The organism is Rothia sp. HMSC072B03, assembly GCF_001809565.1.
Taxonomy (GTDB): domain Bacteria; phylum Actinomycetota; class Actinomycetes; order Actinomycetales; family Micrococcaceae; genus Rothia; species Rothia mucilaginosa_A.
In genome coordinates this window covers 660,688-684,283 of sequence record NZ_KV797969.1, presented here as the reverse complement: position 1 = coordinate 684,283, position 23,596 = coordinate 660,688, and the positions used below count along the sequence as shown (strand labels likewise).

General features: G+C 64.7%; 16 protein-coding genes and 1 tRNA gene. 1 reads left to right on the top strand and 16 read right to left on the bottom strand.

Annotation, left to right across the window (positions count from 1 at the left end; all coding sequences use genetic code 11):
- Positions 1-326: 326 nt before the first annotated feature.
- Positions 327-1,196 (top strand): hypothetical protein, encoded by an 870-nt coding sequence (locus tag HMPREF2630_RS08945; protein WP_083298898.1) that lies wholly within the window; start codon positions 327-329, stop codon positions 1,194-1,196.
- A 73-nt stretch (positions 1,197-1,269) separates the two neighbouring features.
- On the opposite strand, the gene HMPREF2630_RS06185 is transcribed toward HMPREF2630_RS08945, so the two are convergent.
- The 16 genes from HMPREF2630_RS06185 to HMPREF2630_RS06110 form a co-directional block, all read right to left on the bottom strand.
- A complete protein-coding gene (locus HMPREF2630_RS06185; protein WP_210389019.1) occupies positions 1,270-5,640 on the bottom strand; it encodes a non-ribosomal peptide synthetase in 4,371 nt (1,456 codons plus the stop codon).
- A 185-nt stretch (positions 5,641-5,825) separates the two neighbouring features.
- Positions 5,826-6,053: a phosphopantetheine-binding protein gene (locus HMPREF2630_RS06180; RefSeq protein WP_070483918.1), complete on the bottom strand. Its 228-nt coding sequence runs from the start codon at positions 6,051-6,053 to the stop codon at positions 5,826-5,828.
- 80 nt (positions 6,054-6,133) lie between these two features.
- The gene (locus HMPREF2630_RS06175) at positions 6,134-7,834 is read right to left on the bottom strand and encodes a (2,3-dihydroxybenzoyl)adenylate synthase (protein WP_070483916.1); all 1,701 of its coding nucleotides are present in this window, start codon (positions 7,832-7,834) and stop codon (positions 6,134-6,136) included.
- 88 nt (positions 7,835-7,922) lie between these two features.
- Complete coding sequence (locus HMPREF2630_RS06170) at positions 7,923-9,332, bottom strand: enterochelin esterase domain-containing protein (protein WP_070483913.1); 1,410 nt, start codon at positions 9,330-9,332, stop codon at positions 7,923-7,925.
- A 529-nt stretch (positions 9,333-9,861) separates the two neighbouring features.
- Positions 9,862-10,665, bottom strand: coding sequence for an ABC transporter ATP-binding protein (locus HMPREF2630_RS06165; RefSeq protein WP_049333362.1), 804 nt, complete (start codon positions 10,663-10,665; stop codon positions 9,862-9,864).
- 44 nt (positions 10,666-10,709) lie between these two features.
- Positions 10,710-11,837, bottom strand: coding sequence for a FecCD family ABC transporter permease (locus HMPREF2630_RS06160; protein WP_049333186.1), 1,128 nt, complete (start codon positions 11,835-11,837; stop codon positions 10,710-10,712).
- Positions 11,837-12,916 carry a FecCD family ABC transporter permease gene (locus HMPREF2630_RS06155; protein ID WP_239662793.1) on the bottom strand — a complete coding sequence of 360 codons (1,080 nt, stop codon included), beginning with the start codon at positions 12,914-12,916 and terminating at the stop codon, positions 11,837-11,839. The genes HMPREF2630_RS06160 and HMPREF2630_RS06155 overlap by 1 nt, the downstream gene beginning before the upstream one ends.
- Before the next feature lie 124 nt (positions 12,917-13,040).
- Positions 13,041-13,955, bottom strand: coding sequence for a plasmid partitioning protein (locus HMPREF2630_RS06150; RefSeq protein WP_070483911.1), 915 nt, complete (start codon positions 13,953-13,955; stop codon positions 13,041-13,043).
- Positions 13,956-14,108: 153 nt separating this feature from the next.
- Positions 14,109-15,980 (bottom strand): peptidase, encoded by a 1,872-nt coding sequence (locus HMPREF2630_RS06145; RefSeq protein WP_070483909.1) that lies wholly within the window; start codon positions 15,978-15,980, stop codon positions 14,109-14,111.
- Positions 15,981-16,065: 85 nt separating this feature from the next.
- Positions 16,066-17,145 (bottom strand): ABC transporter substrate-binding protein, encoded by a 1,080-nt coding sequence (locus tag HMPREF2630_RS06140; RefSeq protein WP_049333189.1) that lies wholly within the window; start codon positions 17,143-17,145, stop codon positions 16,066-16,068.
- Positions 17,146-17,491: 346 nt separating this feature from the next.
- Entirely contained in the window at positions 17,492-18,193 is a 702-nt protein-coding gene (rpe, locus tag HMPREF2630_RS06135; protein ID WP_005505561.1) for a ribulose-phosphate 3-epimerase, read from the bottom strand.
- 164 nt (positions 18,194-18,357) lie between these two features.
- Positions 18,358-20,337, bottom strand: coding sequence for an RsmB/NOP family class I SAM-dependent RNA methyltransferase (locus tag HMPREF2630_RS06130; RefSeq protein ID WP_070483907.1), 1,980 nt, complete (start codon positions 20,335-20,337; stop codon positions 18,358-18,360).
- On the bottom strand, positions 20,334-21,302 hold the full coding sequence (gene fmt / locus HMPREF2630_RS06125) for a methionyl-tRNA formyltransferase (protein WP_070483905.1): 969 nt from the start codon (positions 21,300-21,302) through the stop codon (positions 20,334-20,336). The genes HMPREF2630_RS06130 and fmt overlap by 4 nt, the downstream gene beginning before the upstream one ends.
- A 6-nt stretch (positions 21,303-21,308) precedes the next feature.
- The gene (def, locus tag HMPREF2630_RS06120; RefSeq protein WP_070483903.1) at positions 21,309-21,905 is read right to left on the bottom strand and encodes a peptide deformylase; all 597 of its coding nucleotides are present in this window, start codon (positions 21,903-21,905) and stop codon (positions 21,309-21,311) included.
- 256 nt (positions 21,906-22,161) lie between these two features.
- Entirely contained in the window at positions 22,162-23,025 is an 864-nt protein-coding gene (locus HMPREF2630_RS06115; RefSeq protein ID WP_049333199.1) for a hypothetical protein, read from the bottom strand.
- A 147-nt stretch (positions 23,026-23,172) separates the two neighbouring features.
- Positions 23,173-23,247, bottom strand: a tRNA-Val gene (locus HMPREF2630_RS06110).
- Positions 23,248-23,596 lie beyond the last annotated feature (349 nt).

Sequence of the window (23,596 nt, the reverse complement as noted above, 5' to 3'; positions counted from 1 at the left end):
GCACGACTCACTCATCTATGAGTATTTGCCCTCCATAACCCATAGGGGTTCATGATGAAGCTCTAGAATACTCTCCCAGCAGTAACGACGCTGCAGAAACACCCTTGTGCGTGGTCTGCCATAGCGTCTTGGCCTTTCGCTATGGGTGCACTCCCAAGCTAGCAGGCACTCCCCCGAGATTCTGCTTATCGCTCTGGGATTCACATAGATTCCAGATTCTCTCGACACCCATATTCACCGGGTCATATGCTTTGCAACAATCAGCAAAATACAGCCCCGCTTTCTTTACTGTCACATATTCTTTATCCAATTAAGGAGGGAGAATCATGAACCTCAAGAAAATCTTTCAGCCCGCAATGGCCATAACGTTTGCATTCACGCTAGCCTGCACATCCTGTTCTACAGGCCCGCAACTAGAACGTGATGAAACGGCCCAAGCAACTCTAGACTATAAAAACAACCGAATCATTACTCCACTCGAAGAATACAATGACATTTTCGATGAAAATTCCCAGTATTACGGTCGAGCCTTGGAAATTCTCAGGCAGCGCTGTTTCGCAAAACACGGCCAATCCTACGAAATATATATCCCGGATGTAGAAGACAGGAAATTCGTTTCATCCGGTCGCGAGTTTGGCCTCTGGAACCCCGAATACGCCGCCAAATATGGACACTACAAGCGATTCGGGAATGCACCATCATCCGGGGGATATGACACAAAAATCATGGAACAGTGCATGCCTGAAATCTTAGCCACGTTGAAAGAGATTGCCGGCATCAGCCTCCAAGAGCAAAGTGGCCTCACAGAAGCCTATCGTCGAATCCACGGTGAATCCTATGCAGCTGCCATGAATCATCCCGAATGGAAAAAATACCGTGAAGCATGGTGGAAATGCCTATCGGATAAAGGTCTAACTCCACGAAAAGGCGACTATGAATGGGGTACACAAGAACTATCAAATGCAACCCGTGCTAGCGGTGATAATAATGCCCCTGCATCGGAAGAAGAAATTCGACTCAGCGTCATTGAAGCACAATGCAGTAAAGATACAGGAATGGCTCAAGGTCTTGCTAACCTCGTAGCCTCATATCAAAAACCGCTCATTCGAGATAATGAAACAAAACTAGAAGAACAGCGAAAGCAGCTATCAGAAGTTTATCTCCGATATAAAGAGTGGGTTCTCAAAAACCAATAAATAGAATGTCCCCGATTGATGATTCATCAATCGGGGACCTTTAATTTATTAATTACTCGACAAATAGAGAGGGCTAATCGGCGAAGTGGCCGGTCACCTCCGCCAGACGCGCCGGATTCACCAGATCAGGGTGCCTACCCTCCAGCAACACCGCACGGAACGACGACGCATGCGCCGTCCAGCCCGCCGCATCCAGGTACGGCTGATCCTCATGCGGCACACCCACCAGCAACACGTCCCCTTCAAAGAACGCCTGCTCAGCACCACGCATGAGCGCCGCCGAAGCACGCATACTACCCAAGCACACGCCCAACTTCTCCTCCGGTAGGTAACCCATCGCCGAACCCGCCCGCTGCAAACGCTCCAACGTACCCGGCAAATCAAGCTGCTCATCGGCGGCAGGCTCCGGCAAACCGCCCATACGCAGCAGCGCACGGAAGCTCTCCTGCTCATCCGGCGCAGGCACGCCCTGCCACTGCTCCGAAGGATACGCATCCAACAGAACCACGCGCTCAACCTGCGCACCCGCAGACTGCGCCAGGGCCGCCACCTGCACCGCGGCAGTACCGCCCACAGACCAGCCCATCAACGCAAAACGACGCGGCAACGAACGCTCCGCCAGGGTCTTCTCAATCTGTGCCAGGTAGCCCTCAGCCAGCTCCTGCAGGCTCGACGCAAACCCAGCCTGCGGGTCAGAGAACGCCTCAGCCTGCACAGCATACACACCCTGCTGAGCCGGAAGATGCGAAAGGTACCCCGCATAGCACCAGCCCAAACCACCCGCAGGCGGCAGAATAAACAGCGGCGCGGGAGCCTCGGTAGTATCGGGGACAACGGGCTGCTCACGCTGAGTCACAACGTGTTCGCGCTGAGTCAAAATGTGCTCACGCAGCGGCAGAACCGGCGCGAACTCCGCACCCTCGCCACGCTCGCCCGCAATAGACGCCGCCAAAGCCTGCACGGTCGGATGCGCAAACAGCGCACCAATGCTCACGCTCAGACCCAGCTGCTCCTCAACCGCGGCAATCACCTCAAGAGCCGCCAGCGAATGACCGCCCGAGGCGAAGAAATCCTCGTCCACGCCGAAACGCTCACGACCCAGCACACCCGCAATAATCGAGCACAGCTGCTGCTCCAGCAGACCGTGCGGGCCCTCAGCATCAGAAGTCTGCGGGGTCAGGTCCAGGGACGCCAACAGCTTGCGATCCGCCTTACCGGAGGGGCTCACCGGCAGAGCAGGCAGGGTGTGCCACAGGGTCGGAACCATGTAGTCCGGCAGAACCTGCGCACAATGCTCGCGCGCCGCCTCCACCAGCTGCTCGGCACGCTCAGCGGGCACGTCGCCGACCTCCAGCACCGCCGCCAGGGCAGGCTCACGCAGGCCGCGGTACAGCAGAGCCACCGAAGCGCTCACACCCTCAACCGCGGCAAGAGCCATCTCAATATCGCCCAGCTCCAGGCGCTGACCGCGCACCTTGATCTGATAGTCCGTGCGGCCGCGGTAGCCAATGACGGCGCGACCATCGGGAAGAATCTCCCAGCACGCCAAATCGCCCGTACGGTACAGGCGCTGACTCTCACCGTTCAGCAGCGCGAGCGCACCAGCAGGAGCCTGCTCCACGAAAGCCGCGGCGGTCGCCTGCGGGTTGTTCTTGTAGCCGCGCGCCAGCTGCACGCCCGACAGGTGCAGTTCGCCCGTCACGCCCACCGGCACGGGGTGACCGGTTGGGTCAAGAATCAGGGTGCCGGTGTTCCAGACCGGCTCGCCAATGGGCACGCTCTCGCGCTGCGGGTCGGCGGAGGTCTCCCAGAAGGTGACGTCCACCGCCGCCTCGGTCGGGCCGTACAGGTTCAGCGGGTACACTCCCAGAACCTCGCCCGCAGCCTGCACCTGGTCCTTCTGCAGCGCCTCACCCGAGCAGACCACGTAGCGCAGGGGCTGCTCTCGATCCTGACCGAAGCCGGCATCAGCCAGGATGCGGCGCGCCGCCGGTGAAGAGGTCAGGGCCGACAGCATGGTCGGCACAAAGTGCACCGCCGTGACGGACTGCTCGGCAATCACGCGCGCCAGGTAGGCGGGGTCGCGGTGGCCCTCCGGGGCGGCAATGACCACGGCGGCACCCTCGGCGAGCGGCCAGTACAGCTCCCACACATGCACATCAAAGGAGATGGGGGTCTTGTGCAGAACGCGGTCACCCTCCCCCACCGGAATCTGGTGCTGCTGCCAGCGCAGGCGGTTGTCAATCGAGCGGTGGCTGATGGCAACGCCCTTGGGCCTGCCCGTAGAGCCAGAGGTGAAGAGCACGTAAGCGTCCTCGTCCAGGCCAGTTTTCGTGCCCGGAAGCTCTTCTGCGGCGGGTGCTGAGGAGTGTTCCCCGTTGGGTTCCTCGGCGCTCAGTAGGGGCAGAGTATGCTGCGGCAGGTTCGTGTGACGCTGCGGTTCCTGCGGGTTCAGCTCCTCCGCGCTCAGCGGGTGCAGACCGGGGCCGTGCAGCAGCAGGGAACATTCGGCGTCCTCCATCATCACGCCCACACGCTCGGCGGGCAGATCAGGAAGCACCGGCACGTAGGTGGCGCCCGCGTACAGCAGGGCGTACAGCGCCACGTACTGCTCGGCGCCGCGGTGCACACGCAGACCCACCGCGTCGGAAGGGCGAACGCCCCAGTCCAGCAGCTGCGCGGCAAGCGCACGGGCGCGCTCGTCCAGTTCGGCGTAGGTGAGGGCGCGGTCGAAGACGTAGGCGCGCTCCGACTCGGGGGTGAGCACCTCACCGGGCGCGGGGGCAGAATCCAGCACGGCGAGCGCCTGCGGATGCGCCGCCACCGCGTCACGGAAGCGACCCAGCAGGGTCTTGTACTCCAGCGGATGCTCGGTAAGCGCCGGGGCGGTCAGCTCGCGCAGGGTCGCAAGCTCCGCCTCGGTCGCCAGGCCCAGGTTGTTCAGGGAGGCGCCCTCGCGCTGCGCCTCCGCCGCGTAGGCGGGCAGCCACTCGCTCAGGCGGGCGGCGTGGCGTTCCAGCTCCTCGGCGGTGTAGAGCGCCGGGTTCATATCAATCTCGCAGGAGATGCTGTTGCCACGGCCGGGCATGCCGCGCAGGGTGAAGGTCGCGTCAGCAACGGGACCGGCAGAGATATTGTGAATACGCGCGGTCGGTACCGCGGCTCCGGACTCGTCCTTGGAGGGCGCCGCCAGCGGCAGCACCGCGTCAAAGGGCACCACGTTAATCTGCGCACCAAACAGCCTGGACTGGGCATTACGCGCGGTACGCTCGAGGTCTTCCTGACGAGCCAGCGGATGCTCCGCGTTGCGGGCGTACTGCTCCTTCACCGAGTGCAGGGACTCCGCGATGGGGCCGGTCGCCGCAACCTGCACCGGCAGAACGTTCACCGCGGTACAGCCGGTCTGCGCGCTCGCCGTACCCAGGGCGCGGGTCGCCTCCGGCAGGGTGCGGGCGAACATGCGGTTCATCTGAGGCACGCCGAACGAAGCCTGCGGGTAGCCGCCCACACGCGCCAGGTACGAGCCGACGGCGGCGGTCGCCAGCACCGGCCAGGAGACGGCGTGCTGCTTTGCCGCATCCAGCAGGGCCTGCTGGGTGGGGACGTCAATGCTGAACGTCACGCGCACAGACTGCGCCGACGGGGAGGCGGTACGACCCGCCAGGGAGGTATCTTCCTGTTCCAGGGCGCCGCTCGCCTCCCAGAAGGCGACGTCTTCGTCACGGGCGGTGGAGGCGGCATCGTCGGCGTCGAGTAGCTGCTGCAGGCTCATGCGGCGGGTTGCCGGAACCGGCTGACCGGCGGACAGGGCGCGGTATATCGCCGCCACGCGGGAGAGGCCGTTGAACGCGGCGAATCCGTCGGCAACCACGTGGGAGAAGGAATGGTACACCCAGAGGAACCCGCCGTAACGCGCCACTGCGCTGCGCACGGTCACGCCCTCATCGGTGGCGAGGGGCTGGGCGAGCAGGCGCTGCGCCCAGGCACGCACCGGCGCGGGCAAATCAGAGTCAGGCAGGGCGGATTCGGGCAGCTCAGAGGCGTTCTTCTCCCCCGCCTCTGCGGTGCCGTTCAGCTCGCCCTCCTCCAGTTCGCCCTCCTCCAGTTCGCCTCCATCCACGAGCAGGTCAATACCCGCAAGGAACACCTCAAGCGGCAGAATCTGCTGGGAGGCGGCACCGTCGGCAATACGGGTGCGCACGCGGAAGCCCTCGTTCTCGCGGTAGAGCTGTTCAAAAGCCTCACGCAGCAGAGCGAGGTCAGTGTCTGCGGGGCATTGCAGAACCTCCGCGGTGTTGTAGCAGGGGTTCGTCGGGTCAATCGCGGCGGCAAAGTAGATGCCGCGCGCGTTGGCGGTCAGCGGCAGCCAGGAGGTTTCGGCCTGCCCGTTCGGTACGGCCTGCGCGGTGTACGAGGTGGAAGCGGTAGTATCAGCTACGCCCATGGTGGCCTCTCAAGGTCTGAAACAGGGGTCTGGATTAGGGATGAGGTGTGTGTGAAGGTGGGGGGGGCTACTCCCCCGCCATTCTCAGCTGAAATCAGCCGAAACGGTGAAAGTAGAACACCGAAAGAACACCCCGGGCCCCCGCCTGCAATACCGGCAGGCAGGCACCCGGGGTGCGGTAAGGCTTAGCCCAGGCGGGAGGCGATGAACTCCACGGTCGGGTTCTCCACCAGCTCGGTGAACTCGATGACGGCACCCTCGGCGGCCAGGTCATCGAGCAGGGCGAAGGAACCCATCGAATCCAGGCCCAGCGAGAACAGCTCGGTGGTCGGGTCGTCGAACGCTGCCTGCAGGGAATCGGGCTCAACAATGTACTTCGCCAGGATGGGGCGCAGGGTCTCGGTTGCGGACATTTTTCTCCTCTTTGGGGTCGGTCGGGATCGGTCAAAATCCCTCAAAGAAACGGGGCGTAGCCGGCTTAGCCGAAAAGTGCCTAGCCGAAAATTTCGGCCAGTTTGGCGCGCAGCTCGCGGCGAGAAATCTTACCCACGTTCGTGGTGGGCAGCTCCTGCAGAACCTGCACGCGCTCGGGAATCTTGAAGTCGGCGAGCTTCTTCGAGGTGAAGAACTCGTGCATCGTGCGGCGCGGGTTTTCGCCTAGGTCGGCGCCTTCCTTCGGCACAATGACCAGGCCCACGCGCTCGCCCACAGTCTCATCCGGGATACCCAGAACCACGGCGTCAAAAACGTCGGGGTGGGTCAGCGCCAACTCTTCAATTTCGTCCACGGCAATCTTCTCGCCGTTGCGGTTAATCTGGTCCTTCGCGCGGCCGGTCACCTCAAGGTACTTGCCGGCAACCAAGCGCACAATGTCGCCGGTGCGGTAGAAGCCGTCCTCGGTGAAGCCGTAGCGGTTCGCGTTCTCCTCCAGGTAGTAGCCGCGAATCGTGTACGGGCCGCGGGTGAGCAGGTGGCCGCTCTCGCCGCGCTTGACCGGCTGGTCCTGATCGTCAACAATCAGGATTTCGTCATCGGGGCTAATCGGGTAGCCCTGGGTTCGCAGGCGTAGCTCAATCATGTCGGTCGAGCGGGTGTAGTTCACCAGGCCCTCAGCCATGCCGAACACCTGCTGAACGGTGCAGCCGAGCACCGACTCAATCTTGCCCGCAACCGCCGGTGCCAGCTTCGAGCCGCCCACCTGCAGGGTCTGCAGGGACGGCAGGGACACGCCGCGCTTCTCCGCGGAGGCGACCCACGCCTGAGCCAGCGGTGGCACCAGCGCGGAGGTGGTCACACCCTCCATCTCAATGAGGTGGAACGCAGTCTGCGGGGACGGATCCGCCGCAAACACGAGCTTGCCGGAGGCGCACATGACACCCAGAATACCGGGCGAGCTCATCGTGAAGTTGTGCGCGGCGGGCAGCACCACGAGCATGGTCGTGTTGTTGTTCAGCTTGCAGATATCCACCGAGCCGCGCACCGAGTACAGGTAGGCGGCGTGGGTGCGGGGAATCAGCTTCGAAATGCCGGTCGTACCGCCGGAGAGCTGCAGGAACGCCACCTGCTCGCTCGCGAGGGTCTTCTCGGTGTTCTGGATGACGCCGGGCACGAACTCTTCGGCGAGCTCTTCCTCGGTCAGCGGGGTCAGCGGCTCGGCAACGTCAACGGCAACCGGCGGCTCCAGGGAGTTCTTGCGCAGCTCGGCGGCAACGTCCTCGTGCAGTGCAATGAAATCCGCGCCGGGGGTCAGCGAAGAGAACACGTGCGCCGCCGCATCGGTGCGGGTCGCAAAGTGAACCAGCTCGGTGGTGCGGTGCTGCGGCAGGCAGAATACCGGCAGCGCAGCCGCCCAGAAAATACCCAGCAGGTACACCAGGTACTCGGCGGTGTTGCCCAGCTGCAGCAGCACGCGGTCACCCGGCTGCACGCCCGCCTTCACGAGGCGCGCCGCAGCGGCACGGCCCGCCGCCTCCAGCTCACCGTAGGAGAGGCGAATCTGCTGGGGCTTACCGTTCTCATCGAGCTGCGCATGCGAAAGCGCCACCAGCGCCGGGAAGTGCGGCTTAGCGCGGCAAGCATCGAGCAGGAACTCGGGGATAGTCTGGTCAATCCAGTAGCCGGCCTCGCGGTACTTCGCGGCAAAAGACTCGGGGATGAGCGGCGTGGGGGCCAGGGGGCTACGTTCTACGGTCATCTTCTCTCGATTTCTGTGTTTCGGTCTTTAGGGTGTTCTCTACGATGAGCACGATGCGGGACGGGGCTGTCTTTACGAGGGTGCAGCCCTACGCGGCTTGTCGCAGGTCTTCCTCGCGGTCCTGCTCGCTGCGTTCAATATTCCGCTGATGAGCATCAATGATACGTTCCAGGGCCGGCACAATGGCACCGCGCCAGCACGCATAATCGTGACCACCGTTGAAGGTCGTGCAACGCGCATTTTCCAGGCCCAGCTTTTCCAGGCGCGCCTTCAACTCACGGTGAGGCGGTACCAGAATCCACTCCTGCTCCCCCACCTCAATCTCAAGGTACAGGTGGCGCAGACGGTCAATCTCACCCGCCGCCTCCAGCTCGTCCAGGCGGTCCATGACCTGCGGCTGCCACAGCGACGAGGACTGCGCAATCGCGCCGCCAAACGCCTCCGGACGGCTCAGCACCGCTAGCAGGGAGGACAGGCCACCCAGCGACTGACCATTAATCACAATGTTCTGCGGGTCGGTCTTAATACCGTGCACCGCCTCCAGGTGCGGGAACGCAACATCCACCAGGTAGTCGGCAATCGGGTTGTCGCCGTTCAGTTCCTTCCAGCGGTTCTCACGACCGCCAGAGTGCAGGAAGAACACGTGCATCGCCGGAATACGGCCCGCCTCGTGGGCGCGGTTGAGGGTGCGCTCCATGCCCTGGCTGAACCACATCTCACCATCAAATTGGATGAACAGCGGCGCGTCCGGGGCGGGGTCGCCCACGCGGCCGAGTACGTACTGGTGGCCGTCAGAGGTCTGCATCCACTCGGGGGCGGGCAGCGCATCAATCTCTTCCTGAGTCAGGATGAACTCCTGCACCGGCGCGTGCTCAAGCTGCACCACGCCCATGCATCGACCGACGCGGTTGCACACGGTCTCGGGGTTCAGCGGGTCGCCCTCACCGGAATCCAGGGCGGCGCGCAGGCGCACCTGGTCGTCATCGCCCAGCCAGGCGGGGCGCTCGCCGGGCAGCGCGGGCAGGAAGTTGTAGGAGGCACGCCATGTGGTTTCCATCTGCATGCTCAGCTGCCACCAGCCGGTGCCTTCGATGCGGCTCATGAGGGAACGGTCGAGGTTCTTCTCGTCAGTCAGGCGGTTGATGAACATGAGCACCTGCTCCGCCTGCTCATTGTGGTACAGGAAGGTAACAATGCGCTCATTCTCGTTGACGGTGCCGTCTTCGCGGTGCACCGGCTCAATAATCGGGGTGCCCTCGGAGACAACCTCAACGATGCGGGCGTTCAGCTCCTCACAGCTGACCGCCTCGGCAATGAGGGCGGTAATGAGGGGGCTATCCACGCGCGGCGCAGGTACGGGGCGCAGGGTCTTGGGAGGGGTCGGACGAACCTGCTGTGCGGTGGCCTTCTCAGCGGCCTTCTCGGCGGCCTGCGGGGTAGCGGTCAGCGTGGTGTCCGCCGGGGCGGTGTCAGTCTGCGTGGTGGTTGCGCTCTCCATGATGCTTTCGGATTCGGGGTCGTGCGGTCCCTGTCCATGCCTCCTCATCGGTGATACTGCGCGTGAGCAACGTAGCGTGATGTAGTACTCCTTTAGCGGTGAGGAGGAACGTCAATATTGGTTAGCCTCCCCTACCTCACTCTATGGTATCCCTAACCCAAACCTGAGCGAAATAGCGAACAAAAATATGACGTCATCTGAAAGAGAAAAACGCCCCGAAAGAGCCGCGAGGGCAATCGCATAGGGCACAGAAACAAATAAGGCACCGAGACCGTGCATCAAACGCAACAATGTACGCCTCATGCGGCAGTCTCGGTGCCTTACTCAGGGGATTCCCATGAGAGATGGAACCTACCCAGTGCTCGGGTCCGTTCATGCGTCAAAGACGGGCGAGCACCGGGTAGGCGCCCTACGCGCGGGGGATCCTGGGTCCCTCAGATCCTCTCGCTAGCTGCAGAGCGCAATGCCCGGCTTTTCCTCCCGTATAGATACGGGTGGCGCCAACTCCCACGCGGCTTAGGGGCGAAAACTATTCGCTTTCGCGGGCCGCCGAAATAGCGTCGGCGGCGATATGGATGTCCTGGTGTTCCTTCGGAATCACCAAAGGAGTTCCAGTACACGGATCAGGAATAATGATCGATTGAAGATCAAAAACTTCCTGAATTAGTTCCGGTGTAATTATTGCACGAGGATCACCCTGAGCGATAATCCGTCCCTGCTTCATTAACACAACATGAGTAGCATACCTGAAAGCGAGGTTCAGGTCATGCAACACCACGGCAACAGTTCGACCCTCGGCGTGCAATTTCTTGGTCAGGTTCAGCACTTCAATCTGGTGCGTGATGTCCAGGTAGGTCGTCGGCTCATCGAGCAGAATCAGCGGGGTCTGCTGCGCGAGGGTCATGGCGATCCACACGCGCTGACGCTGACCGCCCGAGAGCGCCTCAATCGGACGCTCCGCAAGCTCCAGGACGTTCGCGGCCTTCATCGCCTCCACGCAGGCCCGCTCGTCCTCCTCAGACCAGGAACGCAGCAGCGATTGGTGCGGGTAGCGTCCGCGCGCTACCACGTCCGCCACGGTCACGCCGCTGGGCGCCTCCGGGGTCTGCGGAAGCATCGCCAGAATCTTGGCGATGGCCCGGGACTTCATCTGCGGCAGCGGCGTGCCGTCCAGGCGCACCTCGCCTTCCTTCAGCGGATTCACGCGGGCCAGAGCCTTCAGGGTCGTCGATTTACCGCAGGCATTCGGGCCCAGGATAACGGTCAGCTCACCCTCGGGAACCTGAAAGTCCACCCCGTTGAGCACCGTGTGCTCGCCGTAGGCCACCACCATCTGCTCGCCCTCAAGGCGGCTGGTCACGCTAGTCTTCGTGCTCACTAGCTCCTCGTCCTTTCACGATAAATCAGATAAATCAGGTAGAGACCGCCAATAGCGCCGGTCACCACACCCACCTGAATGATGCGGCCCGGAATAGCGAATCGACCGATGAGGTCGGAACCGAGCACCATGAGCGCACCCATGAGCGCCGAGGAGGTGAAACCCACCCCGCCGATGCGTCCCAGGCTCTTCGCGATGTGCGGCGCGGCCAGGGCCACGAAGGCGATGGGTCCGGTCGTCGCGGTCGCCAATGAGACCAAAAGCACACCGATGAAGAGGGCTGCAACGCGGTAGGAGTTCACGCTCACGCCCAGGCCGGAGGCCACCTGATCACCAAAACGAATGGCGCCCAGCGGGCGAACCAGCATCAGCAGCAACGGAGTCACGACCAGCAACAGGCCCAGCAGCGAGTACGTGCGCTCCCAGGTCATATCGTTCAGCGAGCCGGCCAGCCACGAGGCCGCCGTCTGCGCCTGCGTCAGGGAGGCGCGCACGACCAGCAGCGCATTGAAGGCCGCCAGGGTCGAACCCACGCCGATACCCACCAGCACCAGGCGGAAACCGTGCAGACCCGTATTGCGCGTCATCAGCCACACCAGAATCGAGGTCGCCAGGCCGCCAATCACCGCGCCCAGCGCCACCTCCACGGGCCCGGAGTTGAACACAATAATCTGCAGCAGGGCACCGGTCGCGGCGCCGTTCGTGAAACCGATAATATCCGGCGAGCCCAGGGCGTTACCCGAGATCACCTGGAAGATCGAACCGGAAAGGCCCAGCGCGGCACCCACCAGAAGGGCCGCCACGATGCGCGCCGCACGCTGCTGGGCAAAGGTCACCGCGATCGGCTTGCCTTCGCCCAGAAGCGCCGGGATGACCTTCTCGGAGGCGAGCTTGTAGTCACCCTGCAGCATGCCCCAGAAGGCCAGCGAAGCGATAGCCGCCACCAGGATTACGTTCAGGATGACCACGCGCCACGGAATCTGCGCGCTGAGCGGCCCGCGCACGGTCAGAACGGGACGACCGCCCAGGTCGCGACCGCGGCGAGGATACCCCGCCCCGGCAGCCGCGGAAACAGTAGCCGAGGAAAAAGTCGACGCGGAGCGCGCCGAAACAGAACTATTCGACATCAGAGCGCCTCCACCTTACGACGAGTCATCAGGAACAGGAAGACCGGAGCACCAGCCAGGGTCGCCACGATGCCCGCCTGCGTCTCCTGCGGGGCTACCAGTACGCGCGCCAGGATATCCGCGCCCAGCAGCCACACCGGCCCCAGCAGGGCCGAGCCGTAGTTCACCCAGCGCACATCGTTACCGAGCAGGGCGCGCACCACGAACGGCACCGCCAAACCCACAAAGCTGATGGGGCCCACCGCGGCCGTCGCGGCACCGGCCAGCACCGTCACCGACAGCAGGGTCAGGTTCTGCGTGGTCCGCACGCTCACACCCAGGCTCGTGGCCGCCTCCTCGCCCATGCCCAGGGCGTTAATGGCCGGGGCCACCACAAAGGCGATCAGCACGCCCACCGCAATCACGGGGCCAACGGTCGAGACGATATCCATGCCGCGACCCTCCAGAGAACCGGAAACCCACAGGCGGAACTCGTTGTACGCATCCTGATTGGCCAGCAGCAGACCCTGCGCGAGCGCCGACAGCGCGGCAGAAATCGCCACACCCGCCAACGCCAGCTTCACGATCGACCCGTCACGGCCGCGGCCCAGGGTGTACACCAGCATCGCGGCCAGCGCGCCACCAATCGTCGCGGCAATCATGTACTGCCAAATGCCCATCACGCCAAACGCCACCACGGAGCCGATGACGGCCACCGAGGCGCCGGCGTTCACGCCCATCAGGCCGGGCTCGGCCAGCGGGTTGCGGGTCAGGGATTGCATAAGCGAACCCGCAATCGCCAGGGCCGCGCCCACGATAATTCCCACCAGGGTACGCGGAACGCGTTGCTCCATGACGATGGTCCGGGCCTCCTCCGAGGCATTCCCGGTCAACACCCCCACCACCTGATCCGGCGGCAGATTATTCGACCCGAATAGCAACGAGGCAACCACCGCGACCACCAGCAGGAGCGCCAGCAGGGCCAGCCAGGCCAGGCGGCGGCCCAGCTTTCGGCCCTGCACCACGGAATCCTTCACGCGGGCCGGGGACGTCGTCATCTCGTGCGGAGCGGGCCTGGGCGATGCACTCTTGACGGTCACATTGCTCCTATAGACATGCTCGATGAGGACAAAAACAGGGGGCGCAGGCACGGTGCGTGCCGACGCGAGAAAACGCCGAGGGCGGGAGGGGCACTCCCCCACCCGCCTCCGACGTTCAGAGATATTAGCGCTTACGAATCACCAATACGGCTGCGGCGGCGACCAGGCTCAGACCCAGAACGATCACGCCGACCCACGGGAATGCGGCGCCGTAGGTCACGGTCTGAACGGTCTTCTCGGCGTTATTCACGCTCGAAGCCGATGCGGATGCCGAGGCCGAAGGCACCGAGGCGCTGCCGCGTGCGGGGGCGCTCGAGGAGGCCGAAGCGCTCGCGGTAGCCTTCACGGTTTCCTTCGGCTCAGCCGATGCGGAAGCAGATTCGGACGAACCGGCCTCCGCGTTCAGGCGGTCGTACTCCTCCTTGGAGATGACGTTGCCCTCGGCATCGGTGTACACGGTCTCGACCTCGCCGTTCGACTCATCGCCCTGCGAGCTCGAGGAGTCCTCGGAGCCAGTGCGGCGCGAGGAAGACTTCGAGGAGTTCGACGAATTGGAACCGCCCTCGGAGGTCACGGTGAACTCGGGGCTACGGTTGCTGTACGCCTCGGTACCCAGGTACTTGCCGTCCTTGTCATGCTTCTCACCGGTCGCAAGGAAACGCAGGGTGTGGGTGCCAGCGCCAACATCCGGCAGAACGAAGGAGCCGGAGACGTTACCGTTGCCATCGCTCATCTGCTGGTGCACCACGCAGGCGCCCTGAGCCGCATCGGAGGGGCACAGGTTGCCGTCGTCAACCTTCACCGACACCTGGGTGTTCGCGGGGAAACCGCTCAGGGTAAAGGAAATCACGCCGTGCTCGGTCACGGAGGAGGAGACGGTCGAGGAGGTACCGGGGGTGGAAGCCTTCGCGCCGCCCGGGGGCAGGGCGGAGGCGCTACCCATTCCCAGACCCAGGGCCAGGGAGGCCGCGGCGCAGGCGGTCAGGGCTTTGCGGGTGAAGGGTGCCTTCGAGGAGGCAGCCGAAAAAGGTGCACGCATGGTGGTCCTTTCACATTTTTCCGGGGCGGCCGGCGGTCCCGTTGCCGGGCGCCCCGTTGGTTCTGGCCCGGCTCCGCCGCGTTCACTCTCGAAAAAGGCGGCGGAGGTCGGGTGAGCCCTATCGGGAGCGGTCCCGGGCTCTTGGGGGGGGGGTTACTTGTTCGTGCGTCGGCTGGTCAGCGCCAGGGCCAGAATCACCAGGCCGGCCGCGGAGAGCAGCAGATTATTCGCGTTGTTGACGAACCACTTGGTCGCGCCGGTCAGCTCGGTGCCCTCAACGGTCGGGCCCTGAGCGGTCAGGGCCGTGGGGCTGGCTGAGGCGCTGGTGGTCGAACGCGGCGAGGCGGAAGGCGAGCTGGTAGCCTTGGCGGTCGCCTTAGCCTCGGGCTTCGCGGCGGTGCTTTGGGGAGCTTTTTCCTTCGCTTTGGCCTGCACGCGGTTCACGACGGTCTCGGCGGGGGTGACCACCGTGGCGAGCGTCGGCTCTGCCTCGTAGGATCCCAGGTCGTCATCGGATGCGTCCTCGCGGGGTGCCGCGGCACGCTCGACGGTCATGTCGGCAAAGCCGAGCACGGCGTTCTCGGCGCCCTGGTTACCGTTGTGCACGACCACGCGGTAGGTGGCGGCGGGCATACTCACACGGGTTTCGTAGCTGAAGCTGCGGTTGTCATCCAGACGCTTCCAGCCGGAGCCGTAGAGGGTCTGTGGGGAGTTGCCGAGGTAGGTTGCGGCGTACACCCAGGTGCCCGGTTCAGCGTTCGGCACGGTCACGGTCACGGTGGAACCGTCACGGCTCACCTGCACGCCGTTGCCGTTGGTCAGTTCGGAGGCGTTGACCGGCTGGGGTACGTCACCGGGGGCGTACTCGCCGATGGTGAAGGTGGTGTTGATGCCGCCCTGGCTGTTGGCGCCGCCGTAGGTGCCGGAGCGGTCACCGTCGCGCAGGCTACCGGTTAGCAGGCGCAGGGTGTGCTCACCGGAGGCGTACTTTGCGGCGTCTTCGTCATTCTTGAAGGCTGCGTTGTCGCGGGTGGGCAGGTCAATCCAGGCGTCAACATGGCCGTTTTCGTCGGGGGTGATGACAGCCCAGATGGTGCGGTTGTCGTTGACTGCGGTGGCGTCGTTGCGAGATACCTTGCCGTCGTCAATCTTCAGACCGATAACGGATGCCTTCTTGTCTTCGGGGTTGCACCAGCCGTCACCGGTCAGGTGCAGCTTGCCGCCCTGAACCGCCTTGGGGTTCTCGATGGTCAGGCGCGGGGTAAAGGAGTCATCGGCGGGTGCGCAGGTTTTCGAGTCTTCGCTGGGCGCGGGGGTCGGCTCTGCGGTCGGAGCCGGGTCGCTCAGCGTAATATTCTGCGACACAGATGCACGACGGTCGTAGGTGTTACCGTTCGCATCCGTACCACCCAGGGAACCGGAAAGCACCTGAATACGGTGACTGGTACCCTCCACGGTCCAGCCCTTGTTCTTCAGCTGCTCAGCGGTCAGACCGGTGTTTTCGGGGGTCGGCAGGGACACCTCAACCTCGAAGGTGCCGTCCTCTTTGGCAGTCGCCATGAAGTTCGCGGGCGAGTTGCCGCCCTTCTTGGTAATCGGGTTAATCGCCTGGTGAGCCTCATCCGGCAGGGCGTCGAGAAACTTCACGGCGAACACTGCGCCGCGGCCGGGGGCGTTACTGACAAACCCCTCGCCGCGCACCACAAGCTTGCCTTCGCGCCACTTTTCGGTGGAGATGGTGACATTCGCCTTCGCGGGGTTCGCGGGCTTGGAGTCGGTGGACTTCGGTGACGCGGAGGTGGGGTTCGGGCTAGCAGACTGGGTGGGGTCCGCGGTCTTGCTGGGCTCGGCGCTGGGGGTGGCCGAGGGGCTGGCCGCCGGATCCGAGGCGATTCCAATCGGCAGTTTGGAATCCGCGAATGCGGTCGGTGCCGTCAGGGCCGCACCGGGAGCCACGAGCGCGCCGGCAAGCGCAACGACAGCGCCGTACCGTGCGGCGGCACGGGCGGGGCGGTGATCGGTCATGGTGGTTGTTCCTTGCGAGGTGGTGAGTCGTGCAAGCTTCCCGCAGCGACCGGGCCGCTACGGGAAGCCAGAGAGGGGTGAGGGCTTAGAGGGGCAGGGCCTTCTTGACGTCCTCGATAATGCCGTTGAGCAGCAGGGGGCCGCCGGTGGAGGTCCACTTGGAGCCGTCCACGAGAATCACGTGGTCGTCCTTGACTGCCTTCAGGTTGGTGAAGCCGGAGGTTTCCTTCGCCTTATTCAGTGCTTCTTCGGCGCCCTGCAGACCTGCGGTGCCCTGGGCGTTCGGGTTCTTCTGGCTTGCGCCGCCGAGGGTGCCGAGGAACATGTAGTCCGCGTCGATGGTTGCCAGGTTCTCCAGAGAGACCGGTTCGGAGTGGCCCTGGCCGTTGCGGTCCTGCGCCTCGGGGCGCTTGAGGCCCAGGTCGTTGAGTACCTGGCCGGCGGGCAGTTCCTTGAGGATCAGGGCGGGGCCGTTGCCCGCCCAGCGCACGATGGAGAAGGTCTTGTCGCCGTACTTGGGGGCCAGCTGCTCCTTCAGTGCCGCTGCGCTTGCCTCGTAGGCCTTGATGACCTCTTCACCCTTGTCGACCATGTTCATCGCGTTCGCAACGTTGCGGAAGTTGATGCGCCAGTCGCCGCCGGCGTAGCCGCAGTAGACCACGGGGGCGATCTTCTTGAGGGTTTCAAAGGCCTCAGAGCGCTTATCCACGCCGGTGGAGTCGACCAGGATTAGGTCGGGGTCGAGGTTGCCGATCTGTTCGTAGTTCACCTGGGCAACGGTGCCGATAATCTGAACGTCCTTGGCGCGGTCGGCGAGGTAGTTGGGTACGCCGGACTGGCCGCGGCCGGAGACGGAACCGGCGGGAGTCACACCCAGGGCCAGCAGGCCGTCGAGGGTCGGCTCGGAGAGCACGATGACCTTCTTGGGGTTGGCGGGAACCTCAACCTTTTCGTCATCGACGTCCTGGATGGTGCGGGTGCCACCGGAGTTCGAGTCGCCCGATGCGGAGCCACCGGAGGTGGTGGTCGTGGTGGTCTCGCTGCTGCAGGCCGCGAGGGCGAGGGCAGCGGAGGATGCGAGGGCCAGGCCGAAGAAGGCGCGGCGGTTAACGCCCGATGCGCCCTGGTTCTCGGGGTCGGTCAGCTCGGAACGGTTGAAAGACATAGTTCTCCCTAGATATCACTAAACTATACCTAACCTTACAGATATCTGAGTGCCACTTCAAGATATTCAGAGTCTCGCATACATTCCCGGCGTAACGAGCCGCCCTATCGCGGATTTTCAAGGTTTTTACTTTTCATATATTTGTCATAATTTTGCTGACAGAGTGTCAAAATAATCGAGCGAGCGCGTAGACGTACCTCTCCCCGCCCCTTTACAACGCGCAAACGCCCCGCCGCGGGGTTCGCGACGGGGCGTCTCCCCACGACGGGGCACACGAAGCTTCAGCAAGGCTTTCTAGGCACGGGCGAGCGCCCGGGCTCCGGGGTGCCGCCGTCGGCGAGGGCCGCTAGTGGCCGCAACCGCAACCGGCGCCGGAACGCTTGACCGAGGCGGCCGCCGCGCGCAGGGAGGCGATGGCCGCCTCCGGACCGCCCAGCGCCTCGTCCACGCCGTACACCGAGCTACCGGCAACGAAGCAGGTCGCACCCGCCTCGGCCGCACGCAGAATGGTCTCCTCGGTGATGCCGCCGTCCACCTGCACGGTCACCGGCAGGTTCGCGCCCTCAATCGCCTTGGCGGCGCGGGCAATCTTCGGCAGGGTCACGTCCAGGAAAGCCTGGCCGCCGAAGCCGGGTTCCACGGTCATGATCAGCAGCATGTCCAGCTCGCTGAGCATGTCCAGGTAGGGTTCCACGGCGGTCGCGGGGCGCAGCGCCATGCCGGCCTTCGCGCCCTCGGCACGCAGGGTGCGCGCCAGCTTGATGGGGGCAATCGCGGCCTCCGCGTGGAAGGTCACCGACTCGCAGCCCATGCTGGCGTACTGGGGCGCCCAGCGGTCGGCGTCCTCAATCATCAGGTGCACGTCGAACGGCACCGGCGATACCTCGCGCAGACGCTTGACCACCGGCGGGCCCCAGGTGAGGTTCGGCACGAAGTGGTTGTCCATCACGTCAATATGCGCGGCGTCGGCGGTAGAGATGCGTTCGAGCTCGCGCTGCAGGTTCGCGAAATCCGCCGAGAGAATCGACGGGTTAATGGCAATGCCCATTGTGTTGTCCTTACGTTGCACTCCCCCGCGCTCGGCCCGCGCTCCGGGGAATGGAGCATGGGCCGGGCGGGGCGAGTGACGGTCTAATTTTGCGCGGGTTCGGGTCTGCAATTCCGGATCTGCGGGATTGAAACGCCCAGGTTTACGCCCGAGGCTTCCGGAGCCTAGTTCTTGCGCAGCAGGGCCAGGAACATGGCGTCGGTCCCGTGCACGTGCGGCCACAGCTGAGCGGTGGTCGCCGAGGCGTTCACGACCGGGGCACCCTTCTTGACCTTGATTTCGGGGGTGTGGCCGGGGTCCTTCTCCCCCGCCAGCACGCTCACGGGCTCGCCGTTCGCGCCCTCGGTGTGCAGGGCCACCTCGCGCAGGATGGCCGCCGAATCGAGCAGGCTCACCGCACCGCTTTCGAGCGCCTCGGCCACGATGTTCTGAGTCTCCGCCGCGTGCGGGGAGCAGGTCACGTAGGCGATCACGCCGCCGGGGCGGGTCACGCTGATGGCCGCATCCAGGAGCTGACGCTGTAGGGGCAGCAGCTCGGCAATATCGCGCGGGGACTTGCGCCAGCGCGCCTCGGGGCGGCGGCGCAGGGCGCCCAGGCCGGAGCAGGGCACATCCACCATGACGCGGTCGAAGAGCTGGCCGGGCTCGACGGAGCCGGGTAGCTCGGAGGCGTTCTTGCGCAGGGTCTCGCGGATCTGGCGGCCGTCGCCGGTGAGTACCGTGTAGCTGTCCTCGGGTAGGGGGCGCATGGAGGATTCCACGAGCTGCGCGCGGTGCGGTGCCGCCTCGTTGGCGACCAGGGATGCGCCGCGCTGAATACCGAGCGCGCCGAGGAGCGCCGCCTTGCCGCCGGGGCCTGCGCACAGGTCGAGCCAGGCGGTGTCGGTGCCGTCCAGGGGTGCGGCGGCGAGCGCGCGTGCCACCAGCTGGGAGCCGGCATCCTGGGCGCGGACGGTGCCTTCACGTACAGATTCCAGGCGTGCCAAGTCGCCGGAGGCGTACAGCGCCGAGTCCTCGACCAGCTCACCGTCGACGGCACCCTGTTCTCGCGCCTCGTCGAGGCTACCCAGGCCGGGCAACGCCACGAGGTTCACCACGGGGGCGAGGTTATCGGCCTCAAGTAGTTGCTCGATTTCGGTGGCGGGGCGGCCGTGCGCGACCAGTGCCTGACGCATGGAACGCACAATCCAGGCGGGGTGCGAGGCGAGCAGAGCCATGCGCTCGGTATCGTCCTTGGCCTCCTCGATGATGAGCTCGTACCACTCTTCGGGGGTTCGCTCGGAGACGCGGCGGAGCACCGCGTTGATGAAGCTTGCCGGGCCCGACCCAATCTTTTCGCGTGCCAGGGACACGCTCTGGTTCAGCGCAGCGTGGGCGGGAACGCGCATGTTCAGCAGCTGGTGCACGCCCATGCGCAACACGATGAGCGTGGTCGTGCCGACCTTCTCGAGGGGGCGGTCCACGCAGTGGCGCAGGATTGCGTCGTAGGTGCCCTGGTGGCGCAGCGTGCCGTAGGTCAGCTCGGTTGCGAAGCCCGCGTCGCGGTGGTCGAGGCGGTGGCTACGAATCGCCTTGGGCAGCACGAGGTTCGCGTAGGCGTCGGATTCCGCCACGGAGCGCAGCACCTCGAAGACGGTGGCGCGTGCGGTGTCTGCGGTGCGCGAGCGTGCGGAGGGTGCCGCCGCGGAGAATTCGCGGGCGGACATGGAGCGGCGGTTGCGTTCGTGGCCGCTCTTGTTGCGCTGGGAGGTACCGCCGCCACCGCGTTTGGTGTCCTCGTGCGCGGTCTTGGCACGGCGTTCGGCGCGTTCGACGCTGGTCAGGCCGTCGAAGCGGCGGCCGGTGCGGGATTCTGCGCGGTTCTCATGACGATTTTCGCCGCGCGGCTCGAAGCGCTTCTTGTCGCCGCGGGAGTTGTTATCCCACTTCTGCTGGCGGTTCTGCTCACCTGCACCCGAGCCATTACCCGAGCCGGAGCGGCGGCGGCGCTTACGCTTCGCGCCGCCCTGGCCGTTGCCCTGGTCGCCAGCCTGGTTGAAGCCGCCGCGGCCGAACTTGTCCGGGCTGAACTTGCCGTTGCCGGGCTTACCGGAGTGACCGGGCTTGCCGTGTCCTCCCTTGTAGGGGCGCTTTTCGTTGCTCATGCGAGTACCACCAGGCCTTCCGCCATGTCCTTGCCAGCGCCGCGAGCCCAGGCGGGCGCATCCATCATTTTCTTACCGGCGGGCTGAACCTGCAGCAGCTGCAGGGGTTCGGTCCCGGTGCCGACCAGTACCTTCTTCGCGTGCAGGCGCACCGCACCGGGTGCGAGGTGGCCGCCGTTTGCCTCGGTCAGGGAGGCCACCAGGCGCTCGTCGGCTACCGCCAGGCCACCGATTTTGAAGCGGTTTTCACCCAGTTCGCACCAGGCTCCGGGTTCGGGGGTGACGCCGCGGAAGCGTGCCAGGATCTGTTCGGCGGGCTCAGTCCAGGTGAGGCGGCCGTCGGCAATGCTCATCTTGGAGGCGTAGCTGACCGACTCGTCCTCGACCTGCGCGGTGCCGTTCTCGCCCGCTTCGAGGCGTTCGAAGGTGCGTTCAAGCAGTGCGCCGCCGCTGGTTGCGAGGCGCATCAGCACGGTGCCTGCGGTGTCGTCGGCGGCCACGGGGGTGGATTCCTGTTCGAAGGTGGGGCCGGTGTCCAGGCCCTCCTCGAGCAGGAAGGTGGTGGAGAAGATCTCCTGCTCGCCGGCCATGAGGGCGCGCTGCACGGGGGCGGCGCCGCGCCAGGCGGGCAGCTTAGAGAAGTGCAGGTTGACCCAGCCGTAGCGCAGGGATTCCAGCGCGGACAGGGGCAGCAGGGCACCGTAGGCAACCACGGCGGCTGCGTCGGCGTTCAGCTCTGCGATGGCTGCGGCGGCTTCGTCGTTCCAGCGGTTTGCCTTCACGATGGGCAGGCCGAGCTCTTCGGCGCGCTGGGCGACCGGGGAGGGGGTGAGCACGCGCTTGCGGCCCACGGGGGCGTCCTCGCGGGTGAGCACGCCGACCACGCGCACCTTATTGGAGTTCGCGAGGTAGTCGAGCGGGGGCACGGCAACGTCGGGGGTGCCTGCGTAAATGATGTTGAGCATGTGAGCCTACTTTCCGAAGCTACCGAAGGAGGAACCGGCACCGAACGCACCGCCGCCGCCGAAGGCGCCACCCACGCGGGTTGCACGCTCGGTCACGGTCTTCGCGGCGACCGAGTTGTAGTCTGCGGCACGCAGGGCACGCATCACGCGTCGACGGTCTTCGCCGACCAGGCGGTCGATGAAGAGCTTGCCGTGCAGGTGGTCGGTCTCGTGCTGCAGCATGCGCGCGAACAGGCCTTCACCCTCCAGCACGAGGGGTTCGCCGTGGCGGTCCACGCCGGTCACGCGCGCCCAGTTTTTGCGCGGGGTCGCGGACTTCTGGCCGGGCACGGACAGGCAGCCTTCGCCGCCTTCCTGGTCTTCTTCGCCGACCTCGAGCACGGGGTTGATGATGTAGCCCTCACGGTCGTCGATGCCGCCGAAGGTGAAAATCTGCTTGGAGATGCCGATCTGCGGTCCAGCGAGCCCCACGCCGCCCACGTCGTACATGGTTTCCAGCATGTCGTCGATGAGTCGCGCCAGGTCGTCGTCGAAGACGGTGATGGGTTCGCAGACGCTGCGCAGCACCGGGTCGCCCACGGTGCGGATGCTCAGGATGGTCATAGTTCTCCTCTGCCGGCGCCGGGCCGGTCTAATGTGCTAACGGATATTCGGTGGGGTGCCGCGGGGTGCGGCTCTCCCCCATTGTCCCCGAATCGGGGTGGGTAAATCTAGAGGGTGTCGGGCCGGGGTCTCCGGGAGGAGTCTCCGGGTTGAGTCCCCGGGAGGAGTCTCCGAGCCGGACCCCTGGGCCGGTCGTCGCCGCGGGAGCTGAGCGGAGCGGCCGGGGGTTCGTTCCGGTCGGCCCTGCCTCGCGATGCTACGCGGCGGAGCGTCGCTCGGTGGGCGGCGGCACCACGGGCATGAGCGCGGGATCCTCGAATTCCTGCACCTGACGGTCGAATTCCCAGACGCGGCGCAGGGCGCAGAACTTGTACCAGTTGCGTTCGAGGATGGCGGGGTTCGCCTGCTGCGGCAGAACCTGCGTCTCACCGAGGGCCACGCCCATGAGCACGGGCGCGTCCCCGTACTTCCAGGGTTCCCAGGTGCCGGCGTCGGGGTCTACGAGGGATTCTTCGGCTTTGAGGCCGGCGACGAGCTGCATGACGACCTTCTCGTCGAGCGCTTTGACGCGGCCGCGCTTGTCGGTGCCCTTGGTTTTGTAGTCGATGATGCAGGTGCGGCCCGCAATTTCTGCAACGAGGTCGAGGGTGCCAGCGTAGCCGACGGTGTCGTTCCAGATGGTGATTTCGGCGGCGAGGGGGCGGGGGTTGAAGGCTTCCCACCACTCGTCGAAGCGGTCGGCGTAGGCTTGCTCGCCGTTAGCGATGAGCAGCTCGCGGCATCCGGCGACGTCGTGGTCGCGTCCCATGGCGCGCAGGGCGACGTTTTCGGCGTAGTTGTGCACGCGGTCGCCTCGGGCGGCGGCTGCGTCGCGGTATCGTTCGGAGGCGTTGGCGGCGTCGCGGATAATGGCGAACTTGAGGCCGTGGGATCCGGAGGCGCGGTAGGCGCGCTGGTCTTCGAGTGCGGCCTTGGCGGCCATGTATCCGTGCCAGCCGCTCAGGTCGGTGGCGTGCTGGCCGATGACGGTGGTAATGGAGGGCACGAGCAGTTCTCCCCCGCGCTTGCGGGAGTACATTCGTCCGTAGTCGGTGGAGGTTGCGAGTTCGGGTGATGTCACGGGGGTACCTCGTTCGTGGTGGGGCCGTGTCGGGGTTGGCGTTCCCTCGGCGGGGCGACCGAGCGGTCGGCGGGGTTTCGGAGCCTTTGTGGAGGGTGTGCCGGGGTGGACACAATAAAACCCCCGTTCCTTGAAACGGGGGTTCTTTGGTGCGTGATACTGGGTTCGAACCAGTGACCTCTTCGGTGTGAACGAAGCGCGCTACCACTGCGCCAATCACGCTTACGGATAAGACTATACCGACGGTTTGAGGGGAGGTCAAATTGAGGAACCAACTTTTTTGAAAAACTTTACCGCCCTCTCCCATCGGAACGGTACCGCAAAGCCAGAGAGTTCTAACGAATACAGATATAAACAAAAAAGCCTGGCTTCCGAAGAAACCAGGCTTTTTCCTAGTGTGACCCCAACCGGATTTGTATGGTGATGAGGGCGCATAATGCCGAGCGCGCGAGGGAATTCATTATGCGTCCGAATGCCACGCCGTAAGAAGTGGCGGGGCATGATACCGAGCGTGCGAGGAAATCCATCATGCCCCGGAGTGCCGCGACGTAAGGAGCGGCGCCGTGAGAGG

What these genes read in the sequence shown, in the direction of transcription:
- rpe (WP_005505561.1), bottom strand. Translation starts at nt 18,193, where the DNA reads ATGGGCATTGCCATTAACCCGTCGATTCTCTCGGCGGATTTCGCGAAC.
- HMPREF2630_RS06165 (WP_049333362.1), bottom strand. Translation starts at nt 10,665, where the DNA reads ATGGTGGTGGCCTACGGCGAGCACACGGTGCTCAACGGGGTGGACTTT.
- HMPREF2630_RS06180 (WP_070483918.1), bottom strand. Translation starts at nt 6,053, where the DNA reads ATGTCCGCAACCGAGACCCTGCGCCCCATCCTGGCGAAGTACATTGTT.
- HMPREF2630_RS06130 (WP_070483907.1), bottom strand. Translation starts at nt 20,337, where the DNA reads ATGAGCAACGAAAAGCGCCCCTACAAGGGAGGACACGGCAAGCCCGGT.
- HMPREF2630_RS06185 (WP_210389019.1), bottom strand. Translation starts at nt 5,640, where the DNA reads ATGGGCGTAGCTGATACTACCGCTTCCACCTCGTACACCGCGCAGGCC.
- HMPREF2630_RS06175 (WP_070483916.1), bottom strand. Translation starts at nt 7,834, where the DNA reads ATGACCGTAGAACGTAGCCCCCTGGCCCCCACGCCGCTCATCCCCGAG.
- HMPREF2630_RS06170 (WP_070483913.1), bottom strand. Translation starts at nt 9,332, where the DNA reads ATGGAGAGCGCAACCACCACGCAGACTGACACCGCCCCGGCGGACACC.
- fmt (WP_070483905.1), bottom strand. Translation starts at nt 21,302, where the DNA reads ATGCTCAACATCATTTACGCAGGCACCCCCGACGTTGCCGTGCCCCCG.
- HMPREF2630_RS06145 (WP_070483909.1), bottom strand. Translation starts at nt 15,980, where the DNA reads ATGACCGATCACCGCCCCGCCCGTGCCGCCGCACGGTACGGCGCTGTC.
- HMPREF2630_RS06150 (WP_070483911.1), bottom strand. Translation starts at nt 13,955, where the DNA reads ATGCGTGCACCTTTTTCGGCTGCCTCCTCGAAGGCACCCTTCACCCGC.
- HMPREF2630_RS08945 (WP_083298898.1), top strand. Translation starts at nt 327, where the DNA reads ATGAACCTCAAGAAAATCTTTCAGCCCGCAATGGCCATAACGTTTGCA.
- HMPREF2630_RS06160 (WP_049333186.1), bottom strand. Translation starts at nt 11,837, where the DNA reads ATGTCGAATAGTTCTGTTTCGGCGCGCTCCGCGTCGACTTTTTCCTCG.
- def (WP_070483903.1), bottom strand. Translation starts at nt 21,905, where the DNA reads ATGACCATCCTGAGCATCCGCACCGTGGGCGACCCGGTGCTGCGCAGC.
- HMPREF2630_RS06140 (WP_049333189.1), bottom strand. Translation starts at nt 17,145, where the DNA reads ATGTCTTTCAACCGTTCCGAGCTGACCGACCCCGAGAACCAGGGCGCA.